The 18929-nt window shown below is 35.9% G+C and carries 19 protein-coding genes; 2 read left to right on the top strand and 17 right to left on the bottom strand.

Features of this window, described 5'->3' with window-relative positions:
* Window positions 1–121: 121 nt before the first annotated feature.
* Together ACECE_RS0200555 and ACECE_RS0200550 are read right to left on the bottom strand one after the other, a co-directional pair.
* On the bottom strand, window positions 122–430 hold the full coding sequence (locus ACECE_RS0200555; RefSeq protein WP_010243206.1) for a DUF6514 family protein: 309 nt from the start codon (window positions 428–430) through the stop codon (window positions 122–124).
* 334 nt (window positions 431–764) lie between these two features.
* Window positions 765–1796, bottom strand: a complete 1032-nt coding sequence (locus ACECE_RS0200550; protein ID WP_010243204.1) for an HD-GYP domain-containing protein — start codon at window positions 1794–1796, stop codon at window positions 765–767.
* Between the two features lie 319 nt (window positions 1797–2115).
* Here ACECE_RS0200550 and ACECE_RS0200545 point away from each other — a divergent pair, with 319 nt between their 5' ends.
* Window positions 2116–2400: a hypothetical protein gene (locus ACECE_RS0200545; protein ID WP_010243202.1), complete on the top strand. Its 285-nt coding sequence runs from the start codon at window positions 2116–2118 to the stop codon at window positions 2398–2400.
* A 24-nt stretch (window positions 2401–2424) separates the two neighbouring features.
* Here the strand turns inward: ACECE_RS0200545 and panD are convergent, their stop codons facing one another.
* From panD to ACECE_RS0200475, 14 genes are all read right to left on the bottom strand, one after another.
* Entirely contained in the window at window positions 2425–2811 is a 387-nt protein-coding gene (panD, locus tag ACECE_RS0200540; protein WP_010243200.1) for an aspartate 1-decarboxylase, read from the bottom strand.
* A 2-nt stretch (window positions 2812–2813) separates the two neighbouring features.
* The gene (gene panC, locus ACECE_RS0200535; protein WP_010243199.1) at window positions 2814–3659 is read right to left on the bottom strand and encodes a pantoate--beta-alanine ligase; all 846 of its coding nucleotides are present in this window, start codon (window positions 3657–3659) and stop codon (window positions 2814–2816) included.
* A gap of 64 nt (window positions 3660–3723) precedes the next feature.
* Entirely contained in the window at window positions 3724–4569 is an 846-nt protein-coding gene (panB, locus tag ACECE_RS0200530; protein WP_010243197.1) for a 3-methyl-2-oxobutanoate hydroxymethyltransferase, read from the bottom strand.
* A gap of 435 nt (window positions 4570–5004) precedes the next feature.
* Window positions 5005–5961, bottom strand: a complete 957-nt coding sequence (gene secF / locus ACECE_RS0200525) for a protein translocase subunit SecF (RefSeq protein ID WP_010243195.1) — start codon at window positions 5959–5961, stop codon at window positions 5005–5007.
* Window positions 5954–7306, bottom strand: a complete 1353-nt coding sequence (secD, locus tag ACECE_RS0200520; RefSeq protein ID WP_010243193.1) for a protein translocase subunit SecD — start codon at window positions 7304–7306, stop codon at window positions 5954–5956. Before secD ends, secF begins: the two co-directional genes overlap by 8 nt.
* A gap of 105 nt (window positions 7307–7411) precedes the next feature.
* Window positions 7412–8077 carry an HD domain-containing protein gene (locus ACECE_RS0200515; protein ID WP_010243191.1) on the bottom strand — a complete coding sequence of 222 codons (666 nt, stop codon included), beginning with the start codon at window positions 8075–8077 and terminating at the stop codon, window positions 7412–7414.
* A 48-nt stretch (window positions 8078–8125) separates the two neighbouring features.
* The gene (gene scfB, locus ACECE_RS0200510; protein WP_010243189.1) at window positions 8126–9472 is read right to left on the bottom strand and encodes a thioether cross-link-forming SCIFF peptide maturase; all 1347 of its coding nucleotides are present in this window, start codon (window positions 9470–9472) and stop codon (window positions 8126–8128) included.
* A gap of 98 nt (window positions 9473–9570) precedes the next feature.
* Entirely contained in the window at window positions 9571–9711 is a 141-nt protein-coding gene (gene scfA, locus ACECE_RS29915; RefSeq protein WP_010243187.1) for a six-cysteine ranthipeptide SCIFF, read from the bottom strand.
* A 127-nt stretch (window positions 9712–9838) separates the two neighbouring features.
* Window positions 9839–10753, bottom strand: a complete 915-nt coding sequence (locus tag ACECE_RS0200500; RefSeq protein WP_010243185.1) for an RluA family pseudouridine synthase — start codon at window positions 10751–10753, stop codon at window positions 9839–9841.
* A gap of 37 nt (window positions 10754–10790) precedes the next feature.
* Entirely contained in the window at window positions 10791–11258 is a 468-nt protein-coding gene (lspA, locus tag ACECE_RS0200495) for a signal peptidase II (RefSeq protein WP_026073635.1), read from the bottom strand.
* Window positions 11259–11408: 150 nt separating this feature from the next.
* A complete protein-coding gene (locus tag ACECE_RS0200490; protein WP_010243180.1) occupies window positions 11409–13070 on the bottom strand; it encodes a peptide ABC transporter substrate-binding protein in 1662 nt (553 codons plus the stop codon).
* A gap of 34 nt (window positions 13071–13104) precedes the next feature.
* Complete coding sequence (gene pgeF, locus ACECE_RS0200485; RefSeq protein ID WP_010243178.1) at window positions 13105–13944, bottom strand: peptidoglycan editing factor PgeF; 840 nt, start codon at window positions 13942–13944, stop codon at window positions 13105–13107.
* A gap of 168 nt (window positions 13945–14112) precedes the next feature.
* Window positions 14113–14748, bottom strand: coding sequence for a PilZ domain-containing protein (locus tag ACECE_RS0200480; RefSeq protein WP_010243176.1), 636 nt, complete (start codon window positions 14746–14748; stop codon window positions 14113–14115).
* Between the two features lie 69 nt (window positions 14749–14817).
* Entirely contained in the window at window positions 14818–15945 is a 1128-nt protein-coding gene (locus ACECE_RS0200475) for an aldo/keto reductase (RefSeq protein ID WP_010243174.1), read from the bottom strand.
* 242 nt (window positions 15946–16187) lie between these two features.
* Here ACECE_RS0200475 and ACECE_RS0200470 point away from each other — a divergent pair, with 242 nt between their 5' ends.
* Complete coding sequence (locus tag ACECE_RS0200470) at window positions 16188–17069, top strand: hypothetical protein (protein ID WP_010243172.1); 882 nt, start codon at window positions 16188–16190, stop codon at window positions 17067–17069.
* Window positions 17070–17173: 104 nt separating this feature from the next.
* On the opposite strand, the gene ACECE_RS0200465 is transcribed toward ACECE_RS0200470, so the two are convergent.
* The gene (locus ACECE_RS0200465; RefSeq protein WP_010243170.1) at window positions 17174–18901 is read right to left on the bottom strand and encodes a glutamine--tRNA ligase/YqeY domain fusion protein; all 1728 of its coding nucleotides are present in this window, start codon (window positions 18899–18901) and stop codon (window positions 17174–17176) included.
* Between the last annotated feature and the right edge of the window lie 28 nt (window positions 18902–18929).

The raw sequence follows: 18929 nt of genomic DNA, 5'->3' as shown, positions 1-18929 counted from the left end.
AGGAATAGCTGAAAATATAACTTCAGCTAGAATTTCACGATCTAGCCTTTTTTGACCCAACTTAAAAACATAAAAAAAAAGAGCCTTTTGCTCTTTAAGAACTTGACAATTTGTATATTCTTTATAGCGCCATAAGATCGTCCAATACAAATGAAAGTCCAATTGGTGTTACTGTATTCTTAGCTAATATGCTCAATATCCCCTTGGTGTTTTCTTTGCTGTTGGAAAGGTTTCTAACTATTTCGCTTTCTGCATGGTTGTCGCTTTCTTTCTTGATGATCTCAATCCCATATACTTTGTCTCCGCAACAATCGTAATTCTGACTATGTTCACTTTCAATCAGATAGTATTCAAGTTGAATCTTGCTATTAGTTGACGTTCCTTCAGCCAAATCCAATTCAACTCTACTCTCTAAATACTTGCTTAACATACTTGTCCTCCTCTCCAAACTTAAAAAATGTAACTACCTAAATATTATATATTATTGCCAAAACAATTTACATATTAAGTTTTCGATAGCAAATACTGTATTTTGATAATATATGACTATTTTCATTCTTATATTGATAAATTCTACAGCATACACCAAATTATATGTCACATAATGATATCAATTGTCTCAATTTCTTTTTCTTTTGTATTTAAATTTTCAGGATCAGAAATTAACAGTGAAAAAAATACAACTTCCACTACTACTTTTTCTTAAAGCTTATTTGATGCAAAATAGACATTTAAAAAGGGTGGAAGCGACTTCCACCCTTTTGCTAAATAATTTCCTTTATTTTAACATCTTTTTCCGTAAGCATATCTATATACTTATCATCTACTTTCACTATAGGCTTTGATACACATCTCGGATTGATATATACAATTTCTCCAATTTCTCCACTGGCAAGTTTGACTTTGTCTCCAATATAATAAGCTGCTATATTGCTCAAGAAAGCATTGACTACTATTGGGTTTAGTGTTCCAATTGAATTTTCCTCAATTAATTGAAATACTTCAAATGGGCTTTCCTTATCCTTGTATACTCTGTTTGAAGTCATTGCATCATAAATATCAGCAACAGATACTATCTTTGCAAGCATATTTATTTTATCTCCACCTAGCCCTGTAGGATAACCAGTTCCATCTTCTTTCTCGTGATGCATTAAAACCGCTGCCAAAACATCCTTACTTATAGAGGGAACCTTCTCTAAAATCCTATAACCGTAAACAGTATGCTTTTTCATTTCCGCAAACTCTAATTGGGTTAGCTTACCTGGCTTATTTAAAATCTCTAAAGGCACCAAGGTTTTTCCAATATCATGCAATAAACCAGCTTGAACCAGCAACTTGATTCTTTCAGGTTCAAATTTCATCCATTTACCAATAAGCATTGAAATAAGAGATACATTTACACTGTGCGTATAAGTATACTCATCAGCACTTTTGATTTGATTGAGACAACTAACTATATCTCTTTTTTCTTCAACTCTTTGCAGTACTGAATTAACTACGTTATCTATTTTTGTAGGATTTAAGTCTACTCCATTGGCAATATCGCTGATTATCTTTTTATAATCACTTACGCTTTCATTATAACTTTCCGTAAATGAATCAGGATTTTCAACTTTAACATCATCCCCAACAAAAATTTGCAGCCTGTATAAACCTAAATTCCCAAGTTTATTTATTAAGTGATCATCAAGAATGGTGCCTTCAGAAATAACAATTGCACCATAATCATTTAGTATTGTTTCTGCGATTTTCATACCTGGAACTAACTCGAAAGGATTGATAAATAATTTTTTCACTATTTTCACCCTATTTATCAGTTAATATGACAGCTTTATATAAAATTATACCATATTTTTTGTACAAGTACATTAATTTTTTGCGTAATAACTACTTCTTTATACTCCCAAATAACACTGGTAATCTTTTTGTATTGAAATCAAAACAAATTTATGTTAACCTTCTATAGTAGCGTGCTTGAAAAAGTAACGCCTCTTTTTCTCTTATGACTAAACTAAAAACAGTCTTATAGGGAATCGGCTTTATACTTAGAAGTATCAAAATTAGTTACAAATCAGTTTCACGAGGTCAAAATTTTATAGAAGGGGGTACAGAACTATGCAAACTAATAATTCAAGAAAGCTGCATTCTGAAAGAATAGAAAAGATTTTTGAAGAATTCACAAAGGTTAACAGTTTTTCCAAATCACTTATCAAATATGGTACTCTGGCTGCTCTAGTATTGCTTGGAATAGGTACAATACTACTAATACTTAATCAGACTGTACTTGACTTTGACAGTTATATAAAGTTTATTGGAACTTCTATTGTAAAAAATAGCATTGTTGTTCTGGCAGAGTTTATTATCGGAGGACTTGTAATCGATTATTTTACTAAAAGATAGCTAGGAATTATTTATAAATAATTCCTAGCTATAAATTTCTCCATGCTGTTCTTTATCTTTTATTTCAACCACCTTATTATTTTCATCTACAAAAACTATTTTAGGATTATATTCCTTTGCTTCATTCTTCTCAAACAATCCATAGGAAATAATAATTATTACATCTCCAGGATGCACAAGTCTTGCTGCTGCACCATTTAAGCAGATCATCCCGCTGCCTCTCTCTCCTGGAATTACATAAGTTTCAAATCTATTTCCATTGTTATTGTTTACAATTTGAACCTTTTCATTCTTCATTAGATCGGCAATGTCCATCAAATCCTCATCAATGGTTATACTCCCAACATAATTAAGATTAGCCTCTGTTACTCTTGCTCTATGGATTTTAGATTTCATTATATTTACAAACATAATCAGACCTCCACTATGATATTATCTATAAGCCTTGTTTTCCCGAATCTAACGGCTAAAGCTATTAATATGGTTCCTTCTAGTTTTTCTACTTGACCCAACCCATCAGTGCTCACAACCTCAATATAGTCAATGTCTGCAAGCTTTTCCGATTTTATTCTGTCTTTTATATATTCAACAATCTTTTCTCTATTTTTTTCGCCCTGCTTTATCAGCACTTCAGTCTCAGACAATGATTTGGAAAGAATAAGTGCTGCTGCTCTTTCTTCATTGCTTAAATAAACATTTCTAGAACTCATCGCCAGACCATCTGATTCACGAACTATAGGACATGCAATGATTTCAAGGTTCATATTTAGGTCTCTTACCATCTTCTTAATCACAATAACCTGTTGGGCATCCTTTTGACCAAAATACGCCTTATTAGGTTCCACAATATTGAATAGTTTACTCACAACCGTAGTAACGCCTTTAAAATGTCCCGGTCTCGACAGTCCACAAAGTACATTGGTTATATCTTCTACATCAACATATGTCTTGTATTTAGCCGGATACATTTCTTCTACGCTTGGTGCAAATACAACATCGACACCTGCTGACTCTGCCAACCGTAAATCCCTTTCCATATCCCTTGGATACTTCTCAAAATCCTCATTTGGTCCAAACTGAGTCGGATTAACGAAAATACTCATCACAGTAAAGTCATTATCATGTACTGACCTCCTTACAAGCGACAAATGACCTTCATGCAAATACCCCATAGTTGGAACAAAACCAACTGTTTTTCCCAAACTTTTATTTGACCTATTAACTGCTTTCAAGTCGTTGATTGTCTCAATTACTCTCATATATTATTACTCCCTCTCTAATGTCCCCATACTTTAATATTGTATAGTTCCAAACATTTATCAACTATAATCCAAGCTTGTCTAAAGCGTCAATTACTTCATCTTCAACAGTAAATGAATTCTTTTCTGTTGGGAAACTACCTTCCACAACATCACTTACATAGCTTCTAACGGAGTTTTCCAGGGCATTACCCATATCAACATATTTCTTTGTATGCTTAGGAGTAAACTCCCTGAACATTCCAATAATATCATGTACTACAAGCACCTGTCCATCACACATTGCACCCGACCCTATCCCTATTGCCGGTATATCCAGCTTACTAGAAATGTATTTTGCTACCTTATGCGGAACGCATTCAAGTACAACGGCAAATGCTCCGGCATCTTGAAGCATTAGAGCATCCTTATATATCTTCTTCGCAGTTTCTATAGTTTTGCCCTGCGCCTTATGCCCACCAAAAATATTTACTGACTGTGGAGTATAGCCGAGGTGTCCCATAACGGGTATTCCTGCGCGAGTTATTGCTTTCACATCTTCTATAACATCTTCGCCGCCCTCAAGCTTAACTGCTTTACATCCACCTTCACAAACAAGCCTTCCTGCATTGCTTACACTTTCATAAATGCCCTTATGATAAGATAAAAAAGGCAAGTCTGTAACAACCATAGCTTTTTTAGTTCCTCTAACAACAGCCTTTGTATGGTGAACCATGTCATCCATAGTAACTCTTGTAGTATCTTCATATCCCAAAACAACCATACCGAGCGAGTCCCCAACAAGAATTGCATCAATACCAGATTCGTCCATTATTTTTGCTGTCGGGTAATCATATGCTGTAAGCATCGTAATCTTTTTCCCATTTCTTTTGCAATCCTGAAAGTTTGAAACAGTAAACTTATCCTTCATCACATCATCACTCCCCCATCATAATCTGTCTAAACTTGCATATCCTCTATTATTTTACAATACTTCAGATCCCAATATAACAATAAAAGCCAGTTCGACAAGAACTGACTTTAATCAATCAATATAAATATTGAAAGCCCTTAAATTAATCAATCCTGTCCCTGTCCAATTAGGATCAAAGCAGTGTTAATAGCAATTAAATTAGTAGTTTCCACTTCTGTGCAGTTCATAAATGATACTGCCAGATTATGAAAAAATAGTACCACAAAAAAAAGAAAAAATCAACCAGTATAATTATAAATATTATAGCCAGGGGTATTCCTCTGCCGCAAACGGCCCTTCGGTAGACTTTTTGATGCAAGAAAGAAATACACTTTCTTAACATCAAAAAAACTCGAGGACTAAATGCCCCCGAGTTTCTCATTAACAATTCTTTTAAGCTTTTGCAGGTTTTGCAGCAAGTTTTCTCTTTGCTTGCCATTCCTTACACATTACCCATACAGGACTTGCAATAAATATAGTTGAGTATACACCGCTTATCATACCAACTAAAAGAGGTAATATAAATTCCATTATAGAATCTATCTTATTGTACCAAGCAAAAATAAATATTATTATAACACACATACCAGTAGTTGCGGCAGTACATAAAGTACGGCTCATTGTCTGCCAGATACTCTTGTTTGTAAGAGAAGCAAGACTTTCCTTCCTGAGGAGAGAACTGTTTTCTCTTATTCTATCGAAAATAACAATAGTATCATTCAAAGAATAACCGAGTATAGTCAAAATTGCTGCTATAAATGATTCGTTACACGGAATATCCAATACGGCATATAGAGTAAGCATAACTCCAACGTCATGAACTAAAGCAACTATAGAAGCAAATCCGGCAAGAAGACCATTCATTGCATTGAATCTAATCCATACATAAATCAGCATCAAAATACATGCAAGTATAACAGCCCACATACTTTTGCCAGCAAGTTCTTTACTCATTGAAGCTCCAACGGATCTTTCTTCTATCCGAGCGCCTTCCTTAACTTTAAACTCCTTGCTAATGGCATTAACAAGCTCATCACGCTCTCCATCAGAAAGCTTATCCTTAGATGAAACACTCAGAACAAGAAGGTCAATTCTTGTATTTTTGTTGCTTGCATCTAATGTATAGGAGTGCTGAGCTGATACAACCTTGCCTGTAGCAGTTTTTGCAACATCAGCAGCTTTTGCTATATCAAAATTTGAGTCAGCCATTTGAATTTCAAGTATTGTACCGCCCTGAAACTGAATATCAAGATTAAAACCACCATGAATTATTAAAGCTATTATACCTACTAGGAAGATTAATCCTGAAAAACAAAAGAAATATTTTTTATTGGCAATAAAATCAAACATTTGATTTGCCTCCCTTCACTCCATATAACCATTTACTCTTAGCAAATTTGAAACCTGCCACAGCTTGAAGCATAGTCCTTGACATGGATACGCAGGTTACAAAGTTTAACAATACTCCAAGAGCCAAAGTAAAGGCGAATGATTGTATTGCTCCAGAACCCAAAGTATAAAGTACAACGGCCGCAATCAATATAGTAATATTACCATCAAATATAGCTGTAAATGCTCTCTTAAATCCTACTTCAATAGCAGCCTGTATGGTCTTACCAGCTCTTATTTCCTCTTTGATTCTTTCATATATTATAACATTTCCGTCAAGACTCATACCTATCGTCAGGATAATACCTGCAATACCTGGTAATGTCAGTGACATATGCGAATATGATATAATCATTATCTGTGCTACAATCGAGAATAAAAGAGCTAAAACTGCTACAATTCCAGGGAGTCTATAGCGTATAAGCATGAACAGACCAACCAGAATCATTGAAACCAAACCTGCAAGCAAAATTACATTAAGCGCACTCTTACCAAGTGTAGGACTTATAGAATTTAAATCTTCTGATACAAGCTTGAACGGAAGTGCACCGGCATTTATTGTATTGGCAAGATCAGTTGCTTCCTTTGTAAGTGCATCTGAATCCTTACCACCTGCTTTACCCATTCTAATTATTGCACTGTTTCCAGATATCTTCTCGTCAACAGTCGGAGCTTGGATCATTTGTTCATCCATAAATATAGCTAATGGCTGACCAACGAGTCTTGCTGTAGCCGCTTCAAACTTCTTTGCACCTTCATCGCTTAAAGTCAGGGCTACATATACCTCACCAGTATTGGCATTAGCCTCAGGTGTCGCTTTTTTTATATCCGCTCCCTTAAGTATGATCTTATCACCATCTAAAGGAAGGTAATCGCCAGTTTCTTTATTAATCTGTGTCTTGTCTACTTCCCTGAATGTAAGCAACGCTGTCATACCTATTTCATTTATTGCTTTTCTTGGATCCTGATCTATCGATTGTCCTGCCTGATAAGGAATTTCAAGTATAATTCTCTTATTCGCCTTTTCCAATAAAAGTGTTTTATCGTAGATTTTCTTATAATTCAACCTGTTTTCGATTATCTGCCTTGCAGATTCCATCTGATCATCAGTAGGATTTACACCTTCCGGAGCTGTTAATACTGCCCGGACGCCTCCTCTGATATCTATACCATACCTGATGCTTTCTTCTACATTCTCAATATTAACTCCTGTCCCTGGAATTGTGAGCCCTGCAATTGCAATATAGGTCAATAAACCTATAATGATAATTAGCACAATGGACTTTATTCCGTAGTTGCCTTTCATCTGTATAATTCCCCCTTTTCATCTTGTCCACATGAAAATATTATATATCTATAAAATTTGCACGTCAATAAAAATCAACTACTCTAGTATGTTATTTTTAGGTTCTTATAGTAAATGAGTACCATTTATAATAAGTTGAAACTTAAGACCCAAAAACTCTGCAGCTCTTCTATTCATTGTCATTCTTATCAGAAATATCTCAAAGTAGTCCATTACAGGGCAGATATCGGTATCTATATGGAGTTCGAGGACTGCAATCTTCTTATCCTTGTCCACATAAATCTTTGAGCTGTCAACAGCGTAATTCACCCTGTCATGAATATCAAATGTAGCTATATCAGTATTTCTTACCCTCGTACGGTGAACATCAGATTTATCTGCAAGTATCAATGCTGCTGAAATTGCACTTACTGCACCTCCGCTGCCTTCATCATGATGACCTATTGCAAGCATAATTTCTGCTGCTTCCTTACTTCCCATTCCAATCTTCGTAAGTATCTGATAAGCTAAAATTGCACCTGAGTGGGCATGGTCAACTCTATTTACCGAATTACCTATGTCATGGAGATATCCGGCCATTCGTGTAAGCTCTATTTCACGCTCTCCAAACCCCAATGTCTCCATTATGTCACCTGCGACCTTCGACACCAGTCCTACATGCCTGAAAGAATGTTCTGTATAGCCTAATTCGGCAAGCTGCTTGTCCGCTATTTCAAATAGAGTCTTAACTTCCTCGTTGTTTTTCAAATCCTCCAAAGTGATAATGCCCATATAACCATCCTTCCCATAAATAGTATTGTCAAAAGGTTATACTGTTTCCTACATCCCTTGAGATTTTATCCAAAGAGCACACTCTACTCTCTTCCTTTCAAGCTCACATCCAACCTTATAAGGAATATTTATGTCGTTATTGAACTGATGTGCATTTGCTGCACAGCCTCCGCTGCAGTAAAATTTTGCCCAGCATTTGCTGCACTCTTCCTTGGTATAAACATTACATCCCTTAAAATGTTCCTGAATCTCAGTATTGAGTTTGCCTTCTGTAACATTGCCCATTTTAAATTCACTGTTGCCGACAAACTGATGGCATGGGTATATATCACCTTCAGGCGTTATTGCAACATATTCATGTCCTGAACCGCACCCTCTGAGCCTTTTAGCAATACATGGCCCCTGAGACAGATCTATCATGAAGTGAAAGAAGTTAAATCCGTTTCCTTCTTTCTTGCGCTTAACGAACTCTAAAGCTAACTTCTCATATTCATCAGAGAGCTTAGGAAGATCTTCTTCCCTCAAATCATAGCCTGAATCCTTTCCTGCAACTACAGGCTCAACTGATATTTGCTTAAAGCCCTCGTCAGCCAAATGAAGTACGTCTTTGGAAAAATCAAGGTTTTCTCTTGTGAATGTCCCTCTTACATAGTACCTATCCTGTCCCCTTGAATCCGCCATGTCCTTTATTTTAGGCATTATATCACTGTAACATCCTGTACCGTCTACCCTGTACCTCATTTTATCATTTACTTCCTTACGACCGTCAATGCTTAAAACTACATTTTGCATATTTTCATTTACATAATTTTTGATGTCTTCATTCAAAAGTATTGCATTTGTAGTTAATGTAAACCTGAAATTCTTGCCTGCCTCTTTCTCCTTGGATTTTGCATAGGCTACAATCTCCTTAACAACTTCAAAGTTCATTAAGGGTTCTCCGCCAAAAAGGTCAACCTCAAGGTTCTTTCTGCTGCCCGATTCCTTTATTATAAAATCAATAGCCTTCTTTCCCACTTCCGAAGACATCATAGACCTTTGTCCACCAAAATCACCGGTTGAGGCAAAGCAGTATTTACATCTGAGATTACAATCGTGGCTTATATGAAGGCAAAGTGCTTTTACAACCGGCTTTTTATCCCATAAGGAAACAGTATCTTTATAGATATCTTCAGAATAGAGCATTCCTTCTGCCTTAAGACTATCTATATCCTTAATCGCTTCACCGATATCTTCACTTTTATATTTTGATGAAAGCAGCTCAATGATTCTCTCAGATGAGTTATTTTCATAATAATCCAGGACCTCATAGGCAACATCGTCAAAGATATGAACTGAACCGCTATTCACATCAACAACAATATTTGTTCCAAATAACGAAAACTTGTGGATCATAAATCAATCTCCTTAACACTACAATAACTAAAAAGTGAAAGGCTTAACCTTCCTTTCACTCTTTGTTATTACTATTAATTAACAGCCTAACTATTGTATTATTTCTTTTCGCAACTCTGATTAGCAACAGTACATGAAGTTTTGCAAGCTGACTGGCATGAAGTCTGGCATTCGCCGCAACCGCCTTTTTTAAGACTGTCTTTTAATGTTGAACCATTTATAGTCTTAACATGTTTCATCGTTTTTCCCCCCATTGTTAAATTTACAGCCCATATTATAGCACATAAAATCTATCTTGGAAAGATAAATCTTGCCAAATAGGTATTTTTATAGGTATTTTATAAGTAGGTATTTGATTTTAACTTGCTATTTATCCCATCTTAACTCTTCCAATAATTTTTTAAAGTATTCAGGGAGCTCCGCTTCAAACTCCATGTATTCATTTTTCACAGGATGAACAAAACCTAAAGTTTTGGCATGGAGCGCTTGTCCGCCTATATCATACTTATCCTTTTTCTTTCCGTAAACTGTGTCCCCAATAATAGGATAGCCTATATAGGACATATGAACCCTTATCTGATGTGTTCTGCCTGTTTCTAACTTTACCTCAACCAAGGTAGCATCCTTGAATCTTTCAAGTACCTTAAAATACGTTACTGCTCTTCTACCGTTATTTGTATTTACGGCCATCTTCTTTCTATCAACCGGATGTCTTCCTATAGGAGCGTCTATCTTTCCTGACTCTTCCCTTATAATGCCATGTACCAGTGCAACATAAACCCGGTTTATATCATGGTCTTTAAGTTTTAAAGACAGTTTTTCGTGTGCTTCATTGCTCTTTGCAACCACCAACACCCCTGAAGTATCCTTATCAATCCTGTGAACTATACCTGGCCTTATTACGCCGTTTATACTTGATAAACTGTCTCCGCAGTAATCCATCAATGCATTCACCAAAGTACCTGAGTAGTTGCCTGCAGCCGGGTGAACTACCATACCCTTAGGCTTATTAACCACCAACACATGTTCATCCTCATAAAGAACAGGAATTTCAATATTCTCAGGTACTATATCAAGTACTTCAGGTTCTGGAATTTGAACTGTTATTTCATCACTTGATTTGATCTTGTAATTGGATTTAACTAAAGAACCATTTACCAAAACATGCCCATCATTTAAAAGTTTTTGTATGTATGAACGAGAATACTCCTTAAGCCTGCTTGAAATCCAGGCATCTATTCTCACTCCACTTTCTTCAGATACCAGCTTTATTTCTTCCATATCTATACCCATCTTCCTAATTTATTCCTCACAAATCTTATTCCTTAGATAAAACCTTTTCATCCTTCATAACAAATAAAATATAAATAGATAAAAGTATTGTGCCTATAACTATAAATGAATCTGCAACATTAAAAGTTGGAAAATTGTATGTTCCAAAATGGAAATCCAAAAAATCTACAACTCCGCCTTTTCTAAAAGCCCTGTCTATTAAATTCCCCAATGCTCCGCCTAATATCATTGAAATTGATGCCTTAAACATCTTATTTTTTGACTTAGACATGAAATATACCAGTGCAATTGACACAATTACTGTAACAGGAATTAAAAAAACTTTTCCATTTTGCATAATCCCCCATGCAGCGCCTGTATTTTGCCAATGGGCTAAATAGAAAAATCCATCGATTATAGGTATCCTTTCACCAAAACCTATACTGTTAATAACCATATACTTGGTAAATTGATCAAAGCCGATTATTGCAATAATTATAGCTGCCCAAATCATAATTATCATTACCTTTCCATTAATTCTCTCCACAATATTTACGATTATATATACTTTCCAAATGATTGTAAAGTATATATAAATACTTTTAGTTTTCATATAATCTATTTTAGAAAATTTCAGTGCTTATGTTCTTTGAAATTTTCATATCTATTTGTTTACTGGAATATACCATCTCGTCACATCGAAATATCGATTCCATAAATACGGCGAAAACTCCCCATGTATTCTCTTGCTATATATCATGGCATCATTATAAAAGTATAACCCCAGACATGGTACATCCTGGTTGATTAATTCCTTCATGTTGAAGAAATAAGCTTTTTTACTGTACTCGTTGGACTCTTTAAGTATCATTTTTAAATAATTATCAACTTGTTCATTCTTATAGCCGGAAATATTCAGCGCTGCTCCTTCAGATGAATACATAAAAGACAAATCCGTAGTAGATGGTATTGTACAGCCAATAAACACCATATCAAATTTCTTTTTATCAATCTTTTTGAACTCGTCTTCCCAGGACAATTCCTTAATTGTAAGCTCTATACCTATTTCCTTTAACTGATTTTTTATCTCTTCTGCGACCTTAAGTCTCAATTTATTATCCTCGTTAACAAGCATCTCTAATTTAAGCGAAGTGTTCACCCCGTTAATTTTCTTGTAGAGTACACCGTTATTATCCTTCCAGCCGCTATCCGCCAACAATTTCTTTGCCTTTTCCTTATCAGCGCTATAGTAAACAACCTTTGTGTCATTGAGCCAAGTATCCGGCATAACCGGCAAATCGGAAGCAACAGCCTCACCAGGCAATAAATCATTAATAATTTTCGTTTTATCAACGGAATATGCAATAGCCTGTCGCACTTCCTTCAATTTTAAAATTTTATTTGACAGGTTAAATGCAATATACTCAAACTCGTTGCTTATATATCTTTTAAGAGTTACATCCGATCTTCCGTTGTATTTTGACCACCAGCTCCTGTCTATAGTCAAAAGGTCAACGTCTCCTCCCTGAAAAGCACTTGTGCTACTTTTGGTCTTATCGTGCACACGGATATCTATCTCTTCAATGTACGGTATACTCAATGCGCTTTCATCTTTCTTTTCAAGCTTCCACCATTTTTCATTGTTTATAAGCTTAATGTAACCCCCTTGCTTATATTCCGCAAATTTATATGGACCTGTACCAACTGGGCTGTTATTCTTTGCAGAAGTTGCAAGGTCCTGCCCAACAAAACAATGCTTTGGAATTATGGGGAAAGTCATTAATTCTGCTGTAAAAGAGTTGGGATTTTTCAACACAATTCTAAAAGTTTTTGAATCAACAGCAGCAAATGTAGTTATATTGTCTACATTTTTCTTGTACGAACTGTTTGGGCTGCTGATTATCGCATTCATTGTAAATTCAACATCTCCAGCTGAAAATGGCATATTATCGTGCCAAGATATATTTTCCCTCAGATGAAATGTCCAGGTTAATCCGTCGTTCGAAGTTTCCCACCTTTCAGCCAGTACAGGTGTAGCCTTTTGGCTCTTATCAAGGACAACAAGGCTTTCATATATAAAGCTTGAATAATCCCTAACGTATAAATTGTTAGTCAATATCGGATTCAAGGTATCAGGGGTTGTAGAATAAAGCTTCAATACCCCACCTTTTACAGGCCCTGTATCAATCACATCATCCTGGCTGTCTATAAAATTGTATTTATTTTCCTCTTCAGCATTTTCTTTTCCACTGCTTAAAGCTGAACAGGAAGTAATGCAAATACTCATAATAATAGTTATTATTATTAATAATGATTTCTTTTCCAACTCTTTTCGCTCCCTTTAAGGATGTATATTTTATTTACCGTTTAAGCTGCATAATCGCTGAAAGTGTGCCTGTCTTTCCATTATCGCCTCTATGTGAGAAGAAGACATCATTGTTACACTTTGTACATATGCTGCTAAGTGTTATTTTACTCCTTTGTATTCCCTCTGATTCTAAAGACCTCACAATTATCGGCGGAAGATCAATGAACCATTTTTCATTTATCTTTTTACAAAATTCACCACACCATGCAAAAGTATTAATAAATTCGAGATATACCTCTTCTCCAACCTCAAAACAGCACTGTCCTATTGACGGGCCAATAGCCACTTCAATATCATATGGATCACAGCCATAAACCTCTTTCATTTTTATAACAGCTTCTTTGGATATTTCCTTCACTGTACTGCGCCAACCCGAGTGAACAAGAGATATTACCTTTTTTACCGGATCAAACAAAAATACCGGAACACAATCTGCATAAAATGTTACAAGCGCTACATCAGCAACATTGGTCATTAAACCGTCAAAACCAATTATATCACTTTTTTTATAAATCCCTTTGCCTCTGTCATTTTCTGTAACAACTCTAATTTTATTATCATGGACCTGATTTGAAAGAACCATATTCTCTGTATCTATACCTAATACTCCGGCTATTCTTCTATAGTTTTCTTCGACATTTTCCCTCTTATCGTTTTTATTAAACGCCATGTTAAGGGATTTGTATTCACCTTCACTAACCCCGCCCCGCCTGGTTGTAAAGCCATGAATAAGCACATCTGAATATTTATTTAAATTGTTAAACTGAATGTATTCAACTCCATTTTTCTCGATGTATGCTATTCTTGGGTTTGTTAGGAATCTTTCCTCCAAAATCTGTCCCTCCTGATTGCGTTGTTATTGAATTAATATAAAAAATAATATCATACATTATTATTATTCACAAGATAAGTCATACTTTACCAACACAGCAAAACGCCCTATGGTTTACTATTCCATAGTGGCGTTTGTTATTATTTGAGAAACTTTATTGGTTAAACTTTACAAACCTTCACCAATATATCCCCTGATCAACTTTTCAGAGATTTTTCTATTCTTTTCCTTAAGCTCTGTCACCATTGATCTCATCAAAATCTTTTCATCATATCCTAAATCAACGATATACAAACCATAATTAAAACTGCCGCCTTGACCACTCTTCCTCGCTACCCTTGCTTTAACAGAAACGTTACGACTGTCAAGTTTTATGCCCATCTCCACCATATGGTTAACACTTAAATCCACATGAGTATTGACCATAAAACCTCTAAGGCTCATATTTCTAATTACTCCGTCAAAAGTTTCCAAAGGCTCTCCGGCAGCAATATCTACCTTAAAAAATGCCGGATACCTTGTTGAAAATCTTCTGTTTATTACAGAAAATGTTTTGCTTATACGAAGCTTTATTACGCCAGCTTCGTCAGCTTTTTCCAGGACATCACAATATACTGCATAAATACTGCTATATGATTCATACCCAAGCAGTATTCTTCCATCCGGAACGTCTTCTGAGGCAACGTGCTCATCAATAATTTTTATATCAACCATTTCATCGTCTCTATAAAGAATCAAAGCCGTACCTACGTATTCTTCAAGCTTATTTGATACTGTAACAATATCTCCCTTTTTAAAACTCATATAAATCCCTGTCTTTATCTTATTTTTCTATTTTTATTTTCGATATAAACGTTTGTAATTAAAAAAACACTACCTTGCCAATACTTTATGACATTCCTTGAGCTGTTCTCTTATCTTTAACTTCTGAGGACACTTTGTTTCACAAACACCACATTCTACACAGGCATCCGCTCTCTTTCCAGGTACCCACTCATTTGTCCCAATTTCAGCATATCCATTCTTTGAATACTCATCTATCCCGTAGACCTTATGGTAATTCATCATCTCGAATATTTTTGGGATATTAACCCCAGCCGGACAAGGCATACAATATGAACATCCTGTACAGTAAAGGTCAGCAAGTTTTCTATTTTCTTCCATCATTTTATTTATCGCAATAACTTCGTTTTCCGAAAGTGGCTCTATATTTGATGCGGTCACACTGTTTTCTTCTACCATCTCCATGCTGCCCATACCTGAAAGAGCACAATCAACATCAGGATTTGAAAACACGAACCTTAACGCCATTTCCGCACTGCTTTTTACATTAATTCCAAGTTTGGCTGCAACCTCTTTTGGAAGTCCCGAAACTCTACCTCCTCCAACAGGCCCCATTATGACAACTCCAAGCCCTTTTGACTTTGCATAAGCTATAGCATCCTCATTACTTCTATCTATGGCATTGTACTGGCACAAAACCGATTCGAATATCCCAAGATCAACAAGCCTCTTGAGATTTTCCGGAGCATCATGGAATGAAAAACTAATATGCTTTATTAATCCTTCTTCCTTTGCTTTATATGCCTCATCCAACCATTTGGTTTTTTCGTTTATGCTGAGAAAACCATCATATCCTATACCATGAAAGTGATAAACATCAATATAATCAATATCAAGCTTTTTAAGCTGCTCTTCTAATATTTTTCTATAATCACCGTGCTTTTTGATAAGATGTCCTGGACTTTTAGTAGAAACGTACACCTTATCTCTTATACCTTTTAAAGCCTTACCAAGGACAATTTCACTTTGTCCATCATGATAGAAATATGCCGTATCATAATAGTTGACACCTAATTCATAAGCTCTATGGATCATCTTAATTGTCTTATCTTCGTCCACTACCTCAACGTCATTAAGCTTTATTGTTGGAAGTCTCATGCAGCCAAAACCTAAACGTGATATTTCTATCCCCGTATTACCGAACTTTCTGTACTTCATCCTGCTTCCCCCTTATTTTTGCATCATACTTCTTCTAGCATTATTTTATCACTTAGCAACTCACCCGTCCATTTTTTTATGACTTTTTTATTTCTATAAGTTCATTTTTGTGGTAAACTCTACTATAGCTCCAATAAATATTTACATATTGCTTTAATATGTATTATTTCCGAGGTTTAAAGCCTCAAATTTAGTATGTTAATATTTAACGAGCTATGTATAACTAAGGGAGAAGATAAATTATGTCTAATAATATGCAATCTTTAAAAATAACAGGCAAAAGACTCGAAGTTGAAATTGCCTACCCCGGCACTTTTTATAGTGGCTCACGTTTTGATTGGACTGGTTTTATAACAAAAGTAACACTAGACGGAAAACATTCATTTTGTGCACCTGAATCTCCAATCCCAGGTGAGGGCTCTGGAGGCTTTGGTTTTTGCAACGAATTTGGAATTCATACGCCTATTGGTTATGATGAGGCAATACCTGGCGAGAAGTTCCACAAATTAGGTACCGGCCTACTGACACGCCCTGATGAGTCAAACTACTTCTTTTTTGACAAGTATGAAGTAGCTCCGTTCCCGGTAACAATTGAATCTGCCTCAGACCATGTTATCTTTGAATTGGAGTCGCTCGAATGTAAAGGCTACGCAGTTCGCATGATTAAAGAAGTCAGTGTGGATCAAAACAAAATGATAATTAAATATAACCTTAAAAATGTTGGTTCCAAGCCAATTCAAACAGAGGAATACTGCCATAATTTCATATCAATAGATAACAATCCAACCGGTCCTGACTATGTACTTAGGTTTCCTTATTCTGCAGAAGCTGAAGAGACACCTGATGTTCTTGATGTCTCAGGCAATGAAATAAGGTGGAACAAACAGCCAAATAATGATTTCTATATAGTTCCTGGAGGTTTAAAACCTGTTGAGAATCATTTCTGGGAACTTCTTCATGAGCCATCAGGAGTTGGAGTAAGGGAAATCAGTACCTTCCCCATCCAAAAGGTCGCTGTTTGGGGAAAAGGTCATGTAATTAGCCCCGAAGTTTTTATAAACATTAATATCGAACCAGGTAAGACCCAAAGCTGGGAAAGAGTATATGAATTCTTTACAAAATAAAGATATAGATATTTAAAAAAGCCTGTAGTGATAAATTAAACTCTAAATCACTACAGGCTTTATTATAGCTAAAAATATGGAACTGTCTATTATTTAATTGTGTTTTATTCCTTATTGGAAATCTTCGCCCAGCTGTCCTTCAGTGAAACAGTCCTGTTAAATACAGGTGTCCCTGGCTTTGAGTCTACACTGTCAACACAGAAGTAACCAAGCCTTAGGAACTGAAACATATCCCCCGGCTTTGCATTTTTGAGCCCCGGCTCCATCTTGCAATTTGTTAACACTTCCAGTGAATCAGGGTTAATCTGATCTAGAAAATTAATATTTTCATCAGCACCAGGGTTCGGATCATTAAATAGATTGTCATATAACCGAACTTCAGCATCAAATGCATGTTCTGCCGATACCCAGTGGATAGTTCCTTTTACTTTTCTTCCATCAGGTGCATTTCCGCCTCTTGAGCCAGGATCGTATGAACAATGGACTTCAATTACTTCACCTGTCTTTTCATCTTTTATCAGGCTTTCGCATTTTATAATATATGCACTCTTGAGCCTTACTTCCTGGCCTGGTGCCAAACGGAAGTACTTCTTAGGAGGATTTTCACAAAAATCTTCCTGGTCAATATATATTGTACGGGTAAACGGTACTTTACGGTTACCTGCATCAGGATCTTCCGGATTATTCGGCACTTCGAATTCTTCTACCAACCCTTCAGCATAATTGTCTATCACTACCTTTAACGGACGAAGTACCCCCATAACCCTTGTAGCTTTAGCATTTAGTTCTTCTCTAATGCAGTGTTCAAGTAAAGCAAGATCAACGATACTATTACCCTTTGCAACTCCTATACGTGAACAGAATTCCCTTATGGATTCAGGTGTGTAACCACGTCTTCTAAGACCTGAGATTGTAGGCATTCTAGGGTCATCCCAGCCCCTTACATGCCCCTCTTTAACAAGTTGTAAAAGCTTCCTCTTACTCATAACTGTATAACTCAAATTCAAACGTGCAAACTCAACCTGCCTTGATTTGCACTCTACGTCAAGGGTTTCCAGAAGCCAGTTGTACAAAGGCCTATGAGCCTCAAACTCGAGCGTACAAATTGAGTGGGTAATTTCCTCCTTCGAATCGGACAGCGGATGTGCAAAATCATACATTGGATATATGCACCAATTGTCACCAGTCCTGTGGTGCGTAGCTCTCATTATTCTATAAATTACCGGATCACGCATATTTAAGTTTGGAGATGCCATATCAATTTTTGCTCTTAGTACCCTTGAACCGTCTTCAAATTCTCCGTTCCTCATTCTTTTAAACAAATCCAGATTTTCTTCAGTTGATCTGCTCCTGTAAGGACTTTCCTTACCCGGTTGTATAAGTGTACCTCTATATTCACGGATTTGATCGGCACTAAGGTCACAAACATAAGCTTTGCCTATTTCAATCAGTTTAACTGCATATTGATAAAGATCCTCAAAGTAATCTGATGCATAGAATAATCTATCTTCCCAGTCAAAGCCAAGCCATCTTACATCCGTCTTTATAGACTCAACATACTCATCCTCTTCCTTGCTTGGATTAGTATCATCAAACCTTAAATTAGTTAATCCTCTATTTTGAGCAGCAATTCCAAAATTCAAGCATATTGACTTGGCATGACCGATATGCAAGTAACCATTAGGTTCAGGTGGAAATCTTGTATGTACCCTGTTTCCAAATCTATCACTTCTAAGGTCATCATCAATGATATCCTGAATAAAATTGGAATACATTACTTCGTTTTCTGCATCATCATTTTTTTCAATTTCATTTATATTCTGATCTTCCATGTGCTATCCTCCTTGTAAATATCAGGTA

It is taken from the genome of Acetivibrio cellulolyticus CD2, assembly GCF_000179595.2.
Taxonomy (GTDB): Bacteria; Bacillota; Clostridia; order Acetivibrionales; family Acetivibrionaceae; genus Acetivibrio; species Acetivibrio cellulolyticus.
The sequence above is the reverse complement of the archived record's forward strand: the minus strand, read 5'-3'. Positions and strand labels throughout refer to the sequence as shown.